The organism is Actinoplanes sp. NPDC048796 (assembly GCF_040650035.1).
Taxonomy (GTDB): domain Bacteria; phylum Actinomycetota; class Actinomycetes; order Mycobacteriales; family Micromonosporaceae; genus Actinoplanes.
On the sequence record NZ_JBEZGO010000011.1, the window covers coordinates 250,441 to 267,626 of the forward strand.

Here is a 17,186-nt window from a genome sequence, read left to right on the forward strand (position 1 = left end):
GGGAACTCCGTGAAACGCTATCTGGCCGCCCTCACCGCCGGTCTCACCCTCAGCCTGGTCGCCGCCGCCCCGGCCGACGCCGCCCTGACCACCTACTGCGTCGGCACCGGCGGCGCGGTCACCGTCCCCAACGACCTCTACGTGCCGGCCGGCGAGTCCTGCGCGCTCACCGGAACCATCGTCACCGGCAACGTCAGCGTGGCTGCCGGCGGCAACCTGGTCGTCACCGGCGGCCAGTTCGCCGGCGACGTCCGCATCGCCGGCAACGGCTACTTCGACGCCTCGGACACCACGGTCTCCGGCCCGGTGGTGCTGGCCGCCGGCGGCTACGGCGTCTACCTCAAGGACGCCGCGAGCGGCGCGGTGACCGTGCGGGCCAAGGGCACCACCACCGTCGACAGCTTCCTGTTCGTCGAGGGCTCCTCGGTCACGGGCAGCGTCAACGTCCAGGCCGGAGAGGTACGCCTGGACGACGGCACCGAGGTCTCGGGCAACGTCAGCAGCACCGGCACGTACTACACCGATCTGCACGACTCGTTCGTCGACGGCACGCTCTCGGTGCTCAACAGCGCCACCGGCAGCGTCGTCTGCGGCAGCTCGGTGCGGGGCAAGGCCACCTTCGCCGGCAACCTCGGCGGCGTGCAGCTCGGCCCGAACGGCCCGCTCGACTCCTGCGCCTCGGGCGGCTTCTGGGGCAAGGACGTGAGCGTCACCAGCACCACCGGCGGCGTCACGGTCGACGACAACATCATCGACGGCGTGCTGACCGCGACCGGCAACACGCCTGTGGCCCAGATCGCCGCCAACAACCGGATCCGCCGGGGCGTGGTCACCGACCCGCCCGCGGCGGCCGCGGCCCGCTCGGCGGCCCGCCCGGCCGCCCCGCGCCAGGACGACAGCGGCAAGGCCGAACAGCGGCGCGTCGACGCCGTCCAGGAGGCCACCGCCGCCGGTCCGGCGAATCTCTGATTCCCTGTCGCACCAACCGGCCCCGGACGTGCGGACGTCCGGGGCCGGCTCGTCTCCGGGGACCGGCGGGCTGCTGGCCGAGTCGGCCATCGGCGTCTTCCACGCCGACGTCGGCCGTGCTGGGCCCGGACTGTCTGCGCTTCAGCGTGACCGCGCCGGGCCGGGACAGCGTGCACTACCACCAGAACCTCACGGCGCTCGGCGACTACGCACGGCGGACGGGCACCTCGAACCGGGCCACGACACGGTACTCACCGACGCGTACCTGACCTTCAGTAACACCTCCGCAGAACCACCAGACTGTGCGCGGTCATCGGCACCGTGCCCTGCGCCTTGACGCCCGTGGAGGCCGCGAGCAGCGGGTCGGCCGTGTCGACGACGGTCTCCCAGCTCTGCCCGTACGCCGCGTCGGGCAGAGTGAACTCGACGTCCTCGGCCGCGGCGTTGAACAGCAGCAGGAACGAGTCGTCGACGATCCGGTCGCCCAGCGCGTCCGACTCCGGGATGGCCTCGCCGTTGAGGAACACGATGATGGTGCGGGCCGCCCCGGCGCCCCAGTCCGGCTCGCCCATCGGGTCGCCGTCGCAGCGCAGCCAGGCGATGCCCGGCAGCTTCGACTCGCCGGCCGGTTCACCGGTGACGAACCGGCGCCGCCGGAAGATCGGATGGTCGGCGCGCAGCCGGGTCAGCCGCCGGGTGAAGACGGTCAGCACGTCGTAGTGCCGGGCCTGCGCCCAGTCGACCCAGCTGATCTCGTTGTCCTGGGCGTACACGTTGTTGTTGCCACCCTGCGTGCGGCCCAGCTCGTCGCCGTGCGCGACCATCGGCACACCCTGGCTCAGCAGCAGGGTGGCCAGGAAGTTGCGCTTCTGCCGCTCCCGCAGGGTGGTCACGGCGGCGTCGTCGGTGGGCCCCTCGGCCCCGCAGTTCCACGACCGGTTGTGACTCTCCCCGTCGCGGTTGGCCTCGCCGTTGGCGTCGTTGTGCTTCTCGTTGTACGACACCAGGTCGTGCAGTGTGAAGCCGTCGTGGGCGGTGACGAAGTTGATGGACGCGATCGGCCGCCGGCCGTCGATCTCGTACAGGTCGGAGCTGCCGGTGAACCGCGACGCGAACTCGCCCAGGCTGGCCGGCTCGCCCCGCCAGAAGTCACGGACGGAGTCGCGGTACTTGCCGTTCCACTCGGTCCAGTTGGGCGGGAACCCGCCGACCTGGTAGCCGCCGTCCCCGACGTCCCACGGCTCGGCGATGAGCTTGACCTGCGACACCACCGGGTCCTGGTTGACCAGGTCGAAGAACGCGGCCAGCCGGTCCACGGCGTGGAACTCGCGGGCCAGGGCGGCGGCGAGGTCGAACCGGAACCCGTCGACGTGCATCTCGGTCACCCAGTACCGCAGCGAGTCCATGAGCAGCCGCAGCGCCTCGTGGTGCCGGACGTTGAAACTGTTTCCCGTGCCCGTGGTGTCGTAGTAGTACTGCCGGTCGTCGTCCACCAGCCGGTAGTACGCCGGGTTGTCGATCCCCCGGAACGACAGCGTCGGCCCGAGATGGTTCCCCTCGGCGGTGTGGTTGTAGACCACGTCCAGAATGACCTCGATGCCGGCCTGGTGCAGCGCCTTCACCATCGACTTGAACTCCTGCACCTGACCGCCGTGCCCACCGAACGAGGCGTAGCCGTTGTGCGGCGCGAAGAAGCCGATCGTGTTGTAACCCCAGTAGTTCGACAGCCCGCGCTCGATCAGCCCACTGTCGTGCACGAACTGGTGCACCGGCATCAACTCGACCGCCGTGACCCCCAGCTCCCGCAGATACTTGATCATCACCGGGTGGGCGAGCCCCGAATAGGTCCCCCGCACATCCTCCGGAATCCCCGGATGGCGCATGGTCATACCCTTCACATGCGCCTCGTAGATCACCGTCTGATGGAACGGAACCTTCAGGGGCCGGTCGTTCCCCCAGTCGAAGTACGGGTTGATGACCACGGACCGCTGCGCGAACGGCGCCGAATCGGTGTCGTTGAAGCCCTCCGGGTCACCGAACTTGTACGAGAACAGGGCCTCGTCCCACTCCACATCACCGTCGACAGCCTTCGCGTACGGGTCGAGCAGCAGCTTGGCCGGATTGCACCGAAGCCCGCTACCCGGGTCGTACGGCCCATGGACCCGATAGCCGTACCGTTGCCCCGGCACCACCCGCGGCAGATACCCGTGCCAGACGAACGCCTCCCGCTCCGGCAGGTCGACCCGGGTCTCACTCCCGTCCTCCCCGAACAGGCACAACTCGACCCGCTCGGCCACCTCCGAGAAGAGCGCGAAGTTCGTCCCGCCCCCGTCATAGGTAGCCCCCAACGGATACGGGTTACCAGGCCAGACCTTCATCGCTCTCCTCTTTCGCCGACGGACCCGGCCTGGCTACCCCCTCCCGAGCTGATCAAGCCTGCGCTCTTCCGCCACCAGGTCTTTCATCAAAGCGACGGCGAGCAGCAGCATGATGGCCGAGAATGGCAGCGCGATGACCACCGTCGCCTGCTGCAGCGCCTGGAGACCGCCGGCCAGCAGCAGCGTGGCCCCGATGGCGCCGATCAGGACGCCCCACGCCACCACGAGCGGGCGGGCCGGGTGCAGGGCGCCGCGCGAGGTCAGCGAGGCCAGGACCAGGGAGGCCGAGTCGGCGCTGGTGATGAAGTACAGCGCCACCAGCAGCACCGCCAGGGCCGTCGTCACCGTGGCCGCCGGCAGGGCGTCCAAGAGGCCGAACAGGCCGTTCTCGGCGCCCTCGGCGACGTCGGCCACGATGTCGGCGGTGCCGGTGATCTGGGTACGCAGCGCGCTGCCACCCAGGACGGCGAACCAGACGGCACTCGCGCCGCTGGGGATCAGCAGCACACCCACGACGAACTGCCGTACGGTCCGGCCACGCGAGATCCGGGCGATGAACGTGCCGACGAACGGCGCCCAGGAGATCCACCACGCCCAGTAGAAGAGCGTCCAGGCGCCCATCCACGACGGATCCGAGAACGCCCCGGTCCGCGTCGACATGACCAGCAGCGAGTTCAGGTAGTCGCCGATCGAGGCCGGCAGCACCTCGAGCGCGTAGATGGTCGGCCCCAGCGCGAAGACGAACACCAGCAGCAGCACGGTCAGCCACACGTTGATCGTGGACAGCCATTTGACGCCGCGGTCGAGCCCGGACATCGCCGACACCAGGAAGGCCCCGATCAGCGAGGCGACGATGACCACTTCGACCGTACGGGTGTCCGGGATCCCGGCCACGATGTCGAGCCCGGCCGCGACCTGCAGGGCCCCGATACCCAGGCTGGTCGCCGACCCGAACACGGTGGCGAAGACCGCGACCAGGTCGATGATCCGCCCGGCCGCCCCGTCGGCGCGGTCGCCCAGCAACGGCCGGAAAGCGGCCGAGAGCAGGTTGCCGCGTCCCCGGCGAAAGGTGGAGTACGCCAGGGCGAGCCCCGCCACCGCGTAGATGGCCCACGGATGCAGCGTCCAGTGGAACAGCGTGTACTGCATCGCCACCGAGGCCGCGTGCGGCGTCCCGGCCACCGCCCCCGACGCCGGCGGCGGCGACGCGTAATGCTGGATCGGCTCGGCGACCCCGTAGAACACCAGCCCGATGCCCATGCCGGCGCTGAACATCATGGCGACCCAGGCCAGGGTGGTGAACTCCGGCCGCTCGTCGTCGGCCCCGAGCCGGACCCGCCCGAACCGCCCGGCCGCGATGACGAGCGCCAGCACGAGGAACGCGTCCGCCGCCAGAACGAAGAACCAGCCGAACGTACGAATGGTCCACCCGAGCCCGGCGTCACCGGCCCCGGCCACCGCGTCGGGCGCCACGACGGCCCACACCACCACCGCCAGCACCCCGGCCATCCCGGCCACCACCATCGTGCGATCAACCCGCGCCGGAGCCGCCCGCCGATCCACCTCACTCACCGAGCCAGTCTTCCAGGCGATAGGCCGCAAAACGCCCTAATCGCTTTTACCGCGCCGGTGAAGCGCTACTGAAGGGGACGCCCGTCCGGACCGATCAGGTAACCGAACTGCGACAGCGAGCCGGCCCGATCGATCTCGTCCAACACCTCGGGCGCGAAACTGGCCATCGGCGCGGCGGAGGCCCGCTCACGCCACCCTCGCATCGGCACGGCCAGGTACTCCAGATCCACTTCGCCGTTCTCGGTGTGGAAGCCGCCGCCGCGCTCGAAGAGCAGAATCAGCGGCTCGAACGGCTCCGGCAACTCAGACGGCGGCGCGGACACCGCGGCCCAGTGCAAGAGGAGGGGAGCCACCCAGGTGATCGCGTTACGGGTCCCGTCGTCCACGCCGCGTACCACGGCCTCAACCACAGCCGGATCAGCGCGAACCGCGGGAGCCACACATTCCGCGATGTCGAAGAACGGCGTACGGGAATCGCAGTCGTACGCTTCGGCCCAGAGCGCCGCCCGCCGGAAGTACTCGCGCAGCAGCGCCGCCTTGGACCAGGACTTGTCGCCGTTGCGCTCGTAATTGACTGCCACCAGGCGGTCGGCCATGGCCTGGACTGATTCTTCGGGTGTCATCGGCCCAATCCTCTCAGAGCGGCGTCAACGATCTCGTCCAGGTTCGAGAGGTCGTCGGCCAAGTGCAGCCCGGAACTGTCGATGCCGAAGAGCCTCCAATGCTGCAGCGGCGCATGCGGCTTCCACTCGCTGGGAGCCAAGTCGTGCGCGCTTGGGTGCTCGCGGCTCAGCACGCGGCCGCCTTCGGCGTCGAAAGTGTCGGGATGCGATGGACGAAAGGGGATCCCCGCCTCCATCAATTTGTTCTCGACGTATTCGTGTGCTGCCAGGTTGCGGAATCGGCTGATCGAGTTCGCATCGAGTGTGCCGTTGGTCGCGCCGTCCCAGAGATCGGCGATGCGGTCGTCCGGAGTGAAGTAACCCCTTTCGACCTGGTTCGGTCCGATAGCGATGTCGTGCTGCTGAACGAAGAGGTTCTGGCGCATCCCCTCGATGACCGACGGGTCGATGCCCGTGTTGGCGGCAGCAAGCGGCACATCATCCGGACTGTTGCGGATACGCCGGTATGCCTCAGCGGCCCGCTCAGTGAACGCGTCGCCGGTGACGAAGTCGGAGCCGCGAGGAAAGTCCGCTCGGAACTCGCTGCCGCCGGAGGGTGTTGCGGGATCCGTGTCTGCGAGGGACCGGCTGCGGCCGCTGAACTTGGTGAAGATCTCGGCGAGGTCGTCGAGCATGGGGTGGAGCCGGCGCAGGCTGTTCAGCAGGCCGCGGACGAAGTGCTGGATTCTGTTGACCCACTTGGCCACCAGGGCGGATACCTGGCCGATCACCACCGGAGTGGCGAGACCCAGGGTCAGTCCCTCTTCGGCCAGCCATTGCGGGAGGCGTGCGGCGAGGGTCCCGATGAACTCGGCGATCAGGTCACGAACGATGCCTCGCACGAGCGCGACAAGAAGGCCGGCGCCCTCGACAGCGTACGAAATGCCTTTTGCCGCGGTGGCCAGGCCTTCCAGCGTCTCGAGATGCAGCCGGGCATGCTCGCGGTAGGCCTCGCCGGATGAGCCGAACCAATCCGAGATCTCGGCACCGAGGCGATCGGCGTACTCCTGACGAGCCTGTTCTGTGAAGGCGGATACGTTGGACCATGTCGCGGCGTGCGCGGCGACCTCGTCCGCGTTGCCGGCGAGCCAATCCAGTGCCTCCTTCAAGGGCTTGACATGCTCCATGAGCCAGGAGACGCCCCAGGACACCAGGGTTCCCAGCGGGTCGACCGCCATGGACAACATGTCGAGCGAGGCGCCCACACCGCCCAGCGTTCCGTCGACCCAACTATTGCCGCGGATCCCGTTGGTGATGGCAACCGCGTCCTCGACGAGACCAAGACCGGTGGACCAGGTAGTGGAGTCGTGACTCGGCGCGACAAGGGGGTTGGCGGTCACAGCGGCAACTCGAGAAGCGGGCCGGCCGCGGCCTGGATGGCCCGCGCCGCGGAATCGTCGGTGGCCGCAAAGCCGGCGGCGACAGCGCGGAGGTTCTCCGCGGTCTCGCGGAGCGCGCCATCGGCATCGCCGAGGGCATCGACCGCCAGCGAGAAGATCGGACTGAGCAGGCCCGGAAGGAACTGGCAGAGCTGGCCGTACGCTTGCGTGTCCATGCTGACCTCGTGTACCGCCGACCGGGCCGTTCGCACGGAGTCGGCGATCCCCTCCACGCTGGCGGCGTGTTGGTGAACGGCTGGCGCCGGGAACCGAACCTGATCACTGGACATGGTCGGATCCGCCCGTTCGCGGGAAGCGTTCGGCATACGAATGGATCACCGCACGCCCGGTCTCGGTGTCGACGCCGACGGTCTCCCGTACCTGCTCGGCGACCTTGGACGACAGCTGGGCCTGAGCTCGCTGGACGAGCGCCATGATCTCCCGGCTTATTTCCGAGCCGGCACGTTGTCGTGCCCGGTCATCTATGTCGAGCTCGATCAGTTGCCCGGCCGATCCGACCGCGACGCGCAGAAGGCCGTCCTCGCTCTTCGCCTCGCCTGTCAGCGCGGCTACGCGACGGGACAATTCGACGGCGATCGCCGCTCTCTCATCGACGTTGGCGACCCAGGAATCCAGCCACTCCTCGGCGGCATCGACATCGCTCACGGGCCCGTCTCCTATCGCGCGGGTGTCCCGGGCAATAGTGAGCTCTCCTGTCAAACCGCCGAAGTGCTGGAATCTCGTGTCAGGTCAGGCGCAGGGTGGCTAAAGCCGTGCCGACCAGGACGCCGAGGCCGTTGGTGGCCCAGTGGAGGGCGGCGGCGGCCAGGAGGCTGCCGCTGCGGCGGCGGAGTTCGCAGAGCAGCAGGCCGGCCAGCGCGGTGAAGGTCATCGCGCCCAGGATGGCCAGGACCTGGCCCGTCGGGCTGGCGCCGACCGCCGCGCGTACGGCCTGGTTGGCCTCGTTGAGCCGCAGGCTCGGGAGGATGTGCCAGAAGCCGAACAGGACTGACGACGTGACGCTGGCCAGGACGGCGCCGCGGTGGCGGTTGATCAGGCCGAGCAGGACGCCGCGGAAGGCGATCTCCTCGAGCAGGACCGTGCCCAGCGGGACCACGATGAAGGCCGTGAGCAGGGCGGCGCCCGGATGCAGGTGGTAGCGGGCGTCGAGGAACGCCGAGCGGGTCAGCGGCAGCGCCGCGCCGATGCCGTAGACCACTGCCACCGCCAGGATGGCGCCTATCGCGTACTTCAGGCCGGGCAGCAGGGTCCGGCGGGACAGGCCCAGGTCGTGCCAGGTGAGCCCGACGCGGCGGGCCAGCAGGAGCAGGCCGAGCGCGACCAGGGGGCCGGCCACCAGGCCGGTGTGGCGTGGGCCGAACTTGTCCGCCACGTTGACCGCGGCCAGGATGACGAGGACGGCGCCGAGCAGCAGGGCGAGGCGGCGCCTCGAGGGGATGACGACTGGCATAGGCGCCTAAAGCTACCGTGCGGAAAGCCAAGATCCCTGGTAGCTGCCCTCCCGGGCCTGTGTCAGTGCTCTCCGGGTGAGGACGTGCACGGCCCGCCGGCGGTCGTCGCCGGCGACCTCGGCCGCGGCCGCGTTGGCGGCGGCGGTGATCGCCGTGTCGGAGAACGTGGTGCCGATCAGGGCCCGTTCGGCGTCGCGGGCCCGCACCGGGCACGGCCCGGCGTTCACCAGGCCGATCGCGGCGGCGGTGACCACGTCGTCGACCATCGTGACGGCGGTCATCGTGGCCGCGTACGCCCAGATGCCCGGTCCTCGGCGGTCCTCCGCGTAGCCGACCCCGGTTCCGGGCGGCAGTTGCGGCAGGAGCACACCGGACAGCAGTTCGTCCGGCCGGCGCGCGGTCGTGCCGGCGCCGGTGAAGAAGCGCGCGGCCGGCACGGTCCGGCTCCCGCCCGGGCTGCTCAGTTCCAGGGACGCGTCGAGGATCATCGCCACGACCGTCCACTCGGCGGCCGGGTGGGCGTAGGCGAGGCTGCCGACCATGGTGCCGCGGGCGCGGACGGGCGGGTGGCCGATGTGGCGGACGACCACGCGGAGCAGATCGCCGAGCGGTCCGGCCACGGCGTCCGTCTCGAATGTCCGGTGCCGGACGAGGGGGCCGACGCGCAGGGTGCCGTCCACCTCGGTCAGCACGTCGAACTCGGCGACCCGGTTGATGTCGACCACCCGGCGGGGTGGATCGGCGAAGAACAGGCTCTGTCCACCGGCGAGCACCTGGGCCTGCCCGTCGGCGAGGGTGGCCAGGACTTCGGCGGGGCTGGTGGCGGGGATGTAGTCCACGGCACCCCATGCTGCCCGAACCGGTTGTTCTTGGACAAGCGTTCACCCGAACGGGGTCGGAGTTCAGCGGCGCCGCAGTGTCTGCGACGGCAGGACGCCGTACGCGGCCCGGTAGTGTGCCGTGAAGGTGCTGTGGCTGGCGAAGCCCCACCGCATGGCGACGGCCGACACGGTGGTGGTGGCCGGGTCGGCCTCGAGCAGCTGGCGGTGGGCGTGTTCCAGGCGGACACGCCGGAGCAGGGCGGTCGGGGTCGTGCCGAGGTGGCGGCGGAACGCGAGCTGCAGCGCGCGGATCGTCACCCGTGCGGTGGCCGCGATGTCGGCCGGCGTGATGTCCAGATGGGCGTAGTCCTCGATGAACGTCACCGCCCGCCGCACTGTCGCCGGGTGCGCGTCGCGGCGGTCCTCGATGGTGGGATCGCGCAGCGCGGTGTTCGGAAAGGCCGACAAGGTCACCGACGCCAGCATCTGTACGGCGGAGCCGACCAGCAACGGCTCGTCGTCCACCGACAGCCCGGCCACGTAGTCGCGGACGTGGTCGTAGGTCCGGCTCCAGAACGACGCCGCCCGGCCGGACACCGGCCGGTACCCGGTGAACCGGATCGGCCGCGCGGCCCGGCCGGGCGCGGCGTCGGCGATGCGCGCGAAGAGGCCGGGCGGGAACAACGCGTACTCACCGTCGTGGTTCTCGCTCTCGGTGTGCAGGGCGATGTCCGGCTGGCTGCCGAGGAACAGGTCACCGGGGACGGTGTCGAGCCAGTCGCGGCCCGTACGGCACCGGGTGTGACCGGCCAGCGCCCGGCCGATGGCGATCTGCCCCATCGGGGCCAGGTCGGCGCGGTGGCTCATGGTGAAGGTGACGTGGTGCAGGGAGACCGGGCCGAGACCCATCTTGGCGATCCGCATGCCGGGCCGCCCGCCGGTGAGGGTGATCCGCGCCCGCGAGTACGTGCGGCTGAGCATCTCGTAGGCCATGTCGAGATCGTTCGTCTCGAAAACGCTGATCATCGCCGTCACCCCTCATCGCGACCCACAGTGCCCCGGACGGCGGGCCGGGGCAATCCCGCTTCGCGCACACGACAGTGCGGCGTGGGGGCTGTTCGTTTCCGGCGTAGTCCGTTCGGAGCTTCAGGCAGCAAGGTGAAAGAGTCGCCGGGCGCTGAAGTCCGCCCACTTGTGCCGGATTTATGAGGATGTGTCGACTTTCGCGGTGAGAACGACGACGGTACGTGACAGCGAGTCCGGATCCATCACGGTCCGGCTGTCCGGCCTGCTCTCCCGCACCACGGCGAGCACGGTCCGCGCGGCCGTCGGCAAGGCGGCCGCGGAATGTCCCGCCGCCGTGCTCGTCGACCTCTCCGGCCTGCGCCGGGACGCGCCCGGCCAGCTCACCACCCTGGCCACCGCCTCCTACCGGGCGCACGAGGTCTGGGGCGTGCCCGTCCTGTTCTACGGGGGCGCCGCCGACATCGCCCGCGAGCTCGTCGCGTACCGCAGCTTCGTCATTCATCACGCCGACCGGGACCAGGCTTTGGCGGCCGTACGCTCGTACGTCCCCCGCTGGCTCCGCCGTCGCCTGGGTCCCGTCCCGGCGAACGCGCGCGCCGCCCGCAGACTGGTCGACGAGGCCTGCACGGCCTGGAACCTGCCCGCCGTCCGGGAGGACGCCCGCATCGTCGTCACCGAGCTGGCGGCCAACGCGATCCTGCACGCCGCCTCCGACTTCGAGGTCGTCGTCTGCTGCTCCAGCCGCTACCTGCGCGTCGCCGTCCAGGACGCCAGCACGGTCATGCCCCGAGCCGTCGAGCCCGGCATCGAACACGGCCGGGGCCTGCACCTGATAGCCGCGGTCAGCACCCACTCCGGCGCCACCCGCATCCGCGGCGGCAAAATCGTCTGGGCCCTGCTGGCCACCGATCGTCAGCCCAACCCCCTCGGCGGTACCGTCACGTCGTGACCGGGCTTTTCTCGAGGGCCTTCTCGAGCTCGGCCTTGGTCATCGTGGAGCGGCCCTCGATGCCCCGGCGGCGGGCCTCGGCGTACAGGGTCGCCTTCGAGCGGGCCTTGTCGGACGACTTGCGGCCCGCGCTCGGCTTGCCCAGCTCCCGCCAGCTCGACTCGGTCATCTCCACGCCGAACGTGGCGGCGGCCTTCTTGATGCGCCGGAACGCCTCGTCGCGTTCCTTGTCGGAGACGTCCCGAACCTGGTCGAAGCGGGCGATCGCATTGCGAACGTGCCGGGCGTCGTTGAGGGGTTCCTTACGGACGCGGGGAAACGCGAACGTGCTGTCGGGCATCGCGTTGCGATCGGCGGCGTCCAGCGTGTTGTCAGCCATATCTGCTCTATGCCGCGATCGCCCGCCGGTAAAACGCGATGTCGCCGGCCGGCACAAGAGCGATGGAGTACGCGGGGTCCGGCGTCCGCCGAAGGTGCGCGCCACCCGCCTGCTCGGGCGCGGCCGAGCGGGTGGTCCCGCGCGTGCGGCGCGTCTCGCGTTGTTGCCGGGTTTCCGCTGTCGCGCTCCGCACGCCGCAGCCGTTCGCCGAGCGTTGTCGACGCTGCCGTCCGGGGCCGCGACCACCGCGGCACAAACAACCATCGAGATCGACTTCAACGATCGGACGATGGCCGGCCTGACCACGCGCCAGAAGTGGATCGTCGCCGCCCACGAATGGGGTCACGCCTACGGTCTCGGCCACGTCTCGATGAGCTGCGCGGGCCGGCCCTCGGTCATGGAGCAGGGCGGATCCAAGTTCGGCTGTCCCGGCACGCCGCCCTGGGCGGACGACGTCGCCGCCGTCGACGACATCTACTAGTGGGAGGGGACAGCATGCGCTCGCACATTCGAATCGCCCCGGTCATCGTGCTGCTCGCCGCCGTTCTCGGCGCGTGCGGGACGACGACGGCACCGGCGGCCGAGACGGGCGAAAAGCCTTCCGGAAGCCGAGTTGCAGGGCAAGCCCGGCGCGAGGGCGTCGACGCTTACTCTGTCGTCGGTATGGATCAGGGCTTCTTCGCTGTCGACGACAACCAGCTTCGCGGCATGCAGCACGAGGCAGTGGCGGCGGCCACCGGGAAAACCGTCACCGAACTCGATCGGCAACTCCGGTAACAAGCACTAAAAAGTGGAACGGATGTGGTCGTAGATCGCCTGGCGGCCGGCCGCGGCTTCCGGCACGGGCAGCAGGGGGTAGGCGTGGATCGCGCCCTCCTGCTCGTGATAGGTCAGCTTTGTCCCGGCCGGGACGCGGTCGCGCAGGAGCCGGCAGTCCGGCATGGTGATGTCGCGGGTGCCGACCAGGATCTGGGTCGGCGGTAGCTGGGACAGGTCGCCGTACAGGGGACTCACCCGTGGATCGTCCAGCGCCAGGTCGCCGGCCCAGGCGGCGGCGATCGGGCGCAGGCCGGCGCGGGTCAGCCACGGGTCGTGCGGTTCGAGGGCGTCGACCCGCGGGTTCGACATCGTCAGGTCCAGCCACGGCGCGATCATGGTCAGGCCGGCCACCGACGCCGGGGTGGCCTGCGCCGCCAGCAGGGCCAGGCCGCCGCCGGACGAGTCGCCCACCAGGTAGCAGGGGCGGCCCAGATCGCGGATCACCGCTGTCACGAAGTCGAGCGCCTCGAGGCCGTGATGCCGCGGCGCGAGGCCGTAGATCGGCACGTGCACCTCGCAGCCGGTCTCCCGGGCGAGGTCGCCGGCCAGCGCCCACTGCTGCCGCACGATCTCGCTCGTGTAGGCGCCGCCGTGCAGGTAGACGACCGGCGGACGGGACGACGGCTCGCCGATCCGGTGCACCGGGAAGCCGTTCACCGTGGTCATGACCGTGGTGAACGGTGGCGCCGACGGGCCCTTGCGGCGCGCGAGCGTGCGCTGCCCGGCGGCGGGGGTGATGAAGCGGCGCGCGTAGGCCAGCCGCACGAAGAGCGCGACGCCTCTCATCTGCCAGGAAGCCGACACGCCGCCACGTTACAAGATTCGTTCGTCCGGGCAAGAGGTACGCATGCGCCGTCCGCGGAAGTCCAGCCGTCGCGGGCGGCCGATCGGGTGGCTACTGTTGCGGGGTGAACAGTGCCACGGTGTCCGGCGCATGAGACCGGCCCCGAAGGCCGGGCACGAGTGCTGGTCATATGAGGATCAAGGTCTTTTCGACGCGTACGCCCGTCGGTGCGTCGATCAGGCGCTGGCGGCCGGCGAGCGGGTCTGGTTCGTCCCCAGCCAGCATGCCGACGTGACCGGCCTGCCGGGTGGGGACGCCGTACGCGTCATCCGGTTCGCCGAGGCGTACGCGACCCACGAGGTCGTCGACCCGGCCCGGCAGGTGGCCGCCTACGCCGCCGCGACCGAGGACGCCCTCGCGGCCGGTTTCACCGGTTTCCGGGTGGTGGCCGACGTGACGCCGCTGGTGCGCACGGACGAGCAGCGTGATGCTTTCGCCCGGTACGAGTATGTGATCGGCCGCTACATGCGGCACCACCCGATGAGCGCCGTCTGCGCCTACAACCGTGGAGAGCTGGGCGAACGCGCCGTGGCCGAGCTGGCCTGCCTGCACGAGTCGAGCCACGCGGCCGGCGTGAGCTTCCAACTGCACCCGGGCGCGACCAGCGCCGAGGCGGTGCTCGAGGGCGAGTTGGACCTCTCGGCCGAGGACCTGTTCGCGACGGCGCTGCGCCGTACCGACCTGGACCGGGCCGACGGCGAGGTGGTGGTGGACGCGACCGGGTTGCGGTTCATCGACCATCGGGCCCTTCTGGCGTTGCAGCGGTACGCCGAGTCGCAGCGCACCACGGCGGTGCTGCGCACCCCGCTCGGTGCGGTGGCCCGCCTCGCCGGCCTGCTCGACCTCCCCCACGTGCGGGTGGAGGCGGCCCGATGACCAGGACCGGGGCCGCGGCCGGCTACCACGGCTACTACCACGAGGCTGTCTGCTACGACTCCGACGACGATCTGCTCGCCGTGGCCGTGCCTTTCCTGCTCGGCGGGGTCACCGCCGGCGAGCCCACGATCGTGGCGCTGGGGGAGCGGGCCGCCGGGGTCGTCCGGGCGGCGCTGCCCGGCGATGTGCCGGTCACCTTCATGTCCGGCGGGGCGATGTACGCGCGCCCGGCCGGCGCCATCCGGGCGTACCGCAAATTGCTGGCCGGCCACGTGGCCGCCGGCGCGCCGCAGATCCGGATCATCGGCGAGCTGACCGCCGAGGTGTTCGGGCCGGCCTGGGACTCCTGGGCCCGGTACGAGTCGGCGATCAACCACGCGTACGACGAGTTCCCGCTCTGGAGCATGTGCGCGTACGACATGCGCACCGCACCGGTCCAGGTGCGCGAGGACGTGCTGCGGACGCACCCGCGGACCGCGATGCCCGACGGCCGGCACGTGCCGAACGAGACGTACGTCGACCCGGTGACCTTCCTCAGCGACCGCCGCCCTCCGGTGCCGGACCCGCTGCAGCGTGCGGCGCCGCGGGCCGACATCGCCGAACCCACGCTGGGCGACGCCCGGCAGGCCGTGCGTGACGCCGACGACGGCCGTCTCGACCCGGACGACGTGGACGACCTGGTCGTCGCGGTCAGCGAGGCGGTGGCGAACGCCTACCGGCACGGTCGCGCCCCGGTGCGGCTGCGCCTGTGGAGTTCCGCCGACCGCATCGTCGTGACCGTCACCGACGGCGGCTCGGGCCCGAAGGACCCGTTCGCCGGCCTGCTGCCCACCGGCGACGGCCTGGAGGGCGGGCTGGGGTTGTGGATCGCCCACCAGTCCTGCGACCACGTCGCCATGTACCGCGACGCCGGCGGCTTCACGATCAGGCTGGCCGCCGGCTAAGACGGGCGGTGCGGGTCCTCCGGTGACAGCCACGCGTTGGGGTCGTCGAGGCAGGTCCGGTCGACCGACCGGGTCAGCGCCTCGACCACGGCCTTCACCACCGGCCGCGGCTCGTCGATGCGGGAGACCAGCGACCACGTCCAGTACGGCGCCGGCTGCCGGATGGGGCGGGCCACCAGGTCGGGCGGCACCGGCGCGGTCTGGCTCTTCGGGTTGTTGACCACCGGGCGGCGCAGCCGGCGTACGTGGTCGAAGAACGCCGTCCCGGTGACGCCGCCCTCGTTCACGTACTCGACCCGGGCGCCGGTCTCCGCGGCCATCGCCAGCGCCCAGCGGTTCCACGACGACCAGCTGGTCTCGTCGGCGTCGATCAGGACGACGGTGTCGGCGGCGCGGACCGGGTCGCCGTCCGTGCCGGGCCCGATGGCGTAGAGCCGGTCCGAGCCGAGCAGCCGCGCCTCCAGCTTGTCCTCGGTGACCGTGGTGGCCGGCACCCAGCAGATGGCCAGGTCGAGGCTCCCGTCGACGACCCGGGCGGCCTGCGCGTGCGACGGCAGCACCCACGCGTCGACCAGCAGCTGGGCCACGCCGGCGGCCCGCTGTTCCAGGTCGGGCGGCCGCCAGTTGACGTAGCCCAGGCGTACGGGCTGATTCATCGCCAGGCCTTTGGCCGTACGCCGGAGGTCGTCCGCGTGTTCGAGCAGCGCCCTGGTGCGGGGGAGCAGCGCCTGCCCGGCCGCGGTCAGGCGGACCGTGCGGCGGTCGCGGTCGAACAGCTGCGTGCCGAGGTCCCGTTCGAGCGCCTTGATCTGCTGGGACAGCGACGGGCCGGCGATGCGCAGGCGCTCGGCGGCGCGGGCGTAGCTCAGTTCCTCGGCGACCGCGACGAAGTAGCGCAGCTGGCGGAGCTCCATGGTAGGGGCAGCCTCTCACGAGGGAGGAAAGCAGTCGTGCGGCTCGATCCGAACCCGACGCACTCTCTGGTCATGACAAACAACAAGGTAGCTGTCGTCACCGGTGCCTCCCAGGGGATCGGCGCCGCCACCGTCGCCGCGTACCGCGCGCTCGGCTGGAACGTCGTCGCGAACTCGCGCTCCATCGCGCCCTCGACCGATCCCGGGATCGTGACCGTGCCGGGCGACATCGCCGACCCGGCCGTGGGCGCGCTGATCGTCGAGACCGCCCTGAAGGAGTTCGGCCGGGTCGACACCGTCATCAACAACGCCGGCGTCTTCATCGCCAAGCCGTTCACCGAGTACACCGCCGAGGACTTCGACGCGGTCACCGCGATCAACCTGCGCGGCTTCGTCGTGGTCACCCAGAAGGCGGTCGAGGCCATGCTGGCCCGCGGCGAGGGCGGTCACGTCGTCACCATCACCACCACGCTCACCGATCACCCGGTCAGCGCGCTCGCCTCGGTCTTCGCCTCGCTCACCAAGGGCGGCCTCAATTCGGCGACCAAGAGCCTGGCGATCGAGTACGCCAAGAGCGGCATCCGCTTCAACGCCGTCTCCCCGGGCATCATCGCCACGCCGATGCACCCGGCCGAGACGCACGAGTTCCTGTCGGCCCTGCACCCGGTGGGCCACATGGGCGCGATCAGCGACATCACGGACGCCATCCTGTTCCTGGAGAAGGCGCCGTTCGTGACCGGCGAGATCCTGCATGTCGACGGCGGCCAGAGCGCGGGCCACTGATGACCGACTTCCTGGACGAGGCGGTTCTCCGCCCCTTGCTGGACGCCTGGCAGACCGCGATCGCCGAGCACGACGCCGAGGGCGTGGCGTCGCTGTTCACCGAGGACGCGGTCTTCCAGGGCCTCCAGCCGCACACGATCGGCCGTCCCGGCGTCGAGCGCTACTACGCCGGTCAGCCGGCCGGCCTGACGGTCGACTACCGGCTCCTGGCCGTCCGTCACCTCGGCGACGAGGCCGTGCTGGGCTGGGCCGAGGCCGACTTCACGGTCGGTTCCGAGGTTCGCGCCCTGCTCAACCTGACCGTCGTGGCCCGCCGCACCACCGAGGGCTGGCGTCTCGCCCACTACCACGTCTCACCCCGGGTCTGATCAAGCCGGCGATGCGGTGGGCGGCGCCACT

The 17,186-nt window shown here is 70.7% G+C and carries 20 protein-coding genes; 8 read left to right on the forward strand and 12 right to left on the reverse strand.

Annotated elements, in window-relative coordinates; genetic code table 11:
- Positions 1-9: 9 nt before the first annotated feature.
- Entirely contained in the window at positions 10-969 is a 960-nt protein-coding gene (locus AB0C26_RS35265; RefSeq protein ID WP_360256535.1) for a hypothetical protein, read from the forward strand.
- A gap of 272 nt (positions 970-1,241) precedes the next feature.
- Here AB0C26_RS35265 and glgX read toward each other — a convergent pair whose 3' ends face one another.
- From glgX to AB0C26_RS35310, 9 genes are all read right to left on the reverse strand, one after another.
- The gene (glgX, locus tag AB0C26_RS35270; protein ID WP_360256538.1) at positions 1,242-3,347 is read right to left on the reverse strand and encodes a glycogen debranching protein GlgX; all 2,106 of its coding nucleotides are present in this window, start codon (positions 3,345-3,347) and stop codon (positions 1,242-1,244) included.
- Positions 3,348-3,380: 33 nt separating this feature from the next.
- On the reverse strand, positions 3,381-4,871 hold the full coding sequence (locus AB0C26_RS35275; RefSeq protein ID WP_360256627.1) for a BCCT family transporter: 1,491 nt from the start codon (positions 4,869-4,871) through the stop codon (positions 3,381-3,383).
- A gap of 113 nt (positions 4,872-4,984) precedes the next feature.
- Positions 4,985-5,515, reverse strand: coding sequence for a hypothetical protein (locus AB0C26_RS35280; RefSeq protein ID WP_360256541.1), 531 nt, complete (start codon positions 5,513-5,515; stop codon positions 4,985-4,987).
- 23 nt (positions 5,516-5,538) lie between these two features.
- Positions 5,539-6,921, reverse strand: a complete 1,383-nt coding sequence (locus tag AB0C26_RS35285) for a hypothetical protein (RefSeq protein WP_360256544.1) — start codon at positions 6,919-6,921, stop codon at positions 5,539-5,541.
- On the reverse strand, positions 6,918-7,250 hold the full coding sequence (locus tag AB0C26_RS35290) for a type VII secretion target (RefSeq protein ID WP_360256547.1): 333 nt from the start codon (positions 7,248-7,250) through the stop codon (positions 6,918-6,920). Before AB0C26_RS35290 ends, AB0C26_RS35285 begins: the two co-directional genes overlap by 4 nt.
- Positions 7,240-7,626, reverse strand: a complete 387-nt coding sequence (locus tag AB0C26_RS35295) for a YbaB/EbfC family nucleoid-associated protein (protein WP_360256549.1) — start codon at positions 7,624-7,626, stop codon at positions 7,240-7,242. The genes AB0C26_RS35290 and AB0C26_RS35295 overlap by 11 nt, the downstream gene beginning before the upstream one ends.
- Positions 7,627-7,705: 79 nt before the next feature.
- Positions 7,706-8,431 (reverse strand): CPBP family intramembrane glutamic endopeptidase, encoded by a 726-nt coding sequence (locus AB0C26_RS35300; RefSeq protein ID WP_360256551.1) that lies wholly within the window; start codon positions 8,429-8,431, stop codon positions 7,706-7,708.
- Between the two features lie 12 nt (positions 8,432-8,443).
- Positions 8,444-9,271 carry an FAD binding domain-containing protein gene (locus AB0C26_RS35305; protein WP_360256553.1) on the reverse strand — a complete coding sequence of 276 codons (828 nt, stop codon included), beginning with the start codon at positions 9,269-9,271 and terminating at the stop codon, positions 8,444-8,446.
- A 63-nt stretch (positions 9,272-9,334) separates the two neighbouring features.
- Entirely contained in the window at positions 9,335-10,279 is a 945-nt protein-coding gene (locus tag AB0C26_RS35310) for a helix-turn-helix transcriptional regulator (RefSeq protein WP_360256556.1), read from the reverse strand.
- Between the two features lie 202 nt (positions 10,280-10,481).
- Between AB0C26_RS35310 and AB0C26_RS35315 the strand changes: the two genes are divergently transcribed.
- Entirely contained in the window at positions 10,482-11,228 is a 747-nt protein-coding gene (locus AB0C26_RS35315; RefSeq protein WP_360256558.1) for an ATP-binding protein, read from the forward strand.
- On the opposite strand, the gene AB0C26_RS35320 is transcribed toward AB0C26_RS35315, so the two are convergent.
- On the reverse strand, positions 11,218-11,607 hold the full coding sequence (locus AB0C26_RS35320) for a DUF6582 domain-containing protein (protein ID WP_360256560.1): 390 nt from the start codon (positions 11,605-11,607) through the stop codon (positions 11,218-11,220). The two genes, AB0C26_RS35315 and AB0C26_RS35320, sit on opposite strands and share 11 nt — an antisense overlap.
- A 214-nt stretch (positions 11,608-11,821) precedes the next feature.
- On the opposite strand from AB0C26_RS35320, the gene AB0C26_RS35325 reads away from it, so the two are divergent.
- On the forward strand, positions 11,822-12,088 hold the full coding sequence (locus AB0C26_RS35325) for a hypothetical protein (protein WP_360256562.1): 267 nt from the start codon (positions 11,822-11,824) through the stop codon (positions 12,086-12,088).
- A gap of 14 nt (positions 12,089-12,102) precedes the next feature.
- Positions 12,103-12,384, forward strand: a complete 282-nt coding sequence (locus AB0C26_RS35330; RefSeq protein ID WP_360256564.1) for a hypothetical protein — start codon at positions 12,103-12,105, stop codon at positions 12,382-12,384.
- A gap of 6 nt (positions 12,385-12,390) precedes the next feature.
- Here AB0C26_RS35330 and AB0C26_RS35335 read toward each other — a convergent pair whose 3' ends face one another.
- Entirely contained in the window at positions 12,391-13,230 is an 840-nt protein-coding gene (locus AB0C26_RS35335; protein WP_360256566.1) for an alpha/beta hydrolase fold domain-containing protein, read from the reverse strand.
- A 130-nt stretch (positions 13,231-13,360) separates the two neighbouring features.
- Between AB0C26_RS35335 and AB0C26_RS35340 the strand changes: the two genes are divergently transcribed.
- Complete coding sequence (locus AB0C26_RS35340; RefSeq protein ID WP_360256569.1) at positions 13,361-14,146, forward strand: MEDS domain-containing protein; 786 nt, start codon at positions 13,361-13,363, stop codon at positions 14,144-14,146.
- Positions 14,143-15,090 carry an anti-sigma factor RsbA family regulatory protein gene (locus tag AB0C26_RS35345; protein ID WP_360256572.1) on the forward strand — a complete coding sequence of 316 codons (948 nt, stop codon included), beginning with the start codon at positions 14,143-14,145 and terminating at the stop codon, positions 15,088-15,090. The genes AB0C26_RS35340 and AB0C26_RS35345 overlap by 4 nt, the downstream gene beginning before the upstream one ends.
- On the opposite strand, the gene AB0C26_RS35350 is transcribed toward AB0C26_RS35345, so the two are convergent.
- A complete protein-coding gene (locus AB0C26_RS35350; protein ID WP_360256574.1) occupies positions 15,087-16,004 on the reverse strand; it encodes a LysR family transcriptional regulator in 918 nt (305 codons plus the stop codon). The two genes, AB0C26_RS35345 and AB0C26_RS35350, sit on opposite strands and share 4 nt — an antisense overlap.
- Positions 16,005-16,076: 72 nt before the next feature.
- On the opposite strand from AB0C26_RS35350, the gene AB0C26_RS35355 reads away from it, so the two are divergent.
- Together AB0C26_RS35355 and AB0C26_RS35360 are read left to right on the forward strand one after the other, a co-directional pair.
- On the forward strand, positions 16,077-16,787 hold the full coding sequence (locus AB0C26_RS35355; RefSeq protein ID WP_360256576.1) for an SDR family oxidoreductase: 711 nt from the start codon (positions 16,077-16,079) through the stop codon (positions 16,785-16,787).
- On the forward strand, positions 16,787-17,155 hold the full coding sequence (locus tag AB0C26_RS35360; protein WP_360256579.1) for an SgcJ/EcaC family oxidoreductase: 369 nt from the start codon (positions 16,787-16,789) through the stop codon (positions 17,153-17,155). The genes AB0C26_RS35355 and AB0C26_RS35360 overlap by 1 nt, the downstream gene beginning before the upstream one ends.
- Positions 17,156-17,186: the final 31 nt, after the last annotated feature.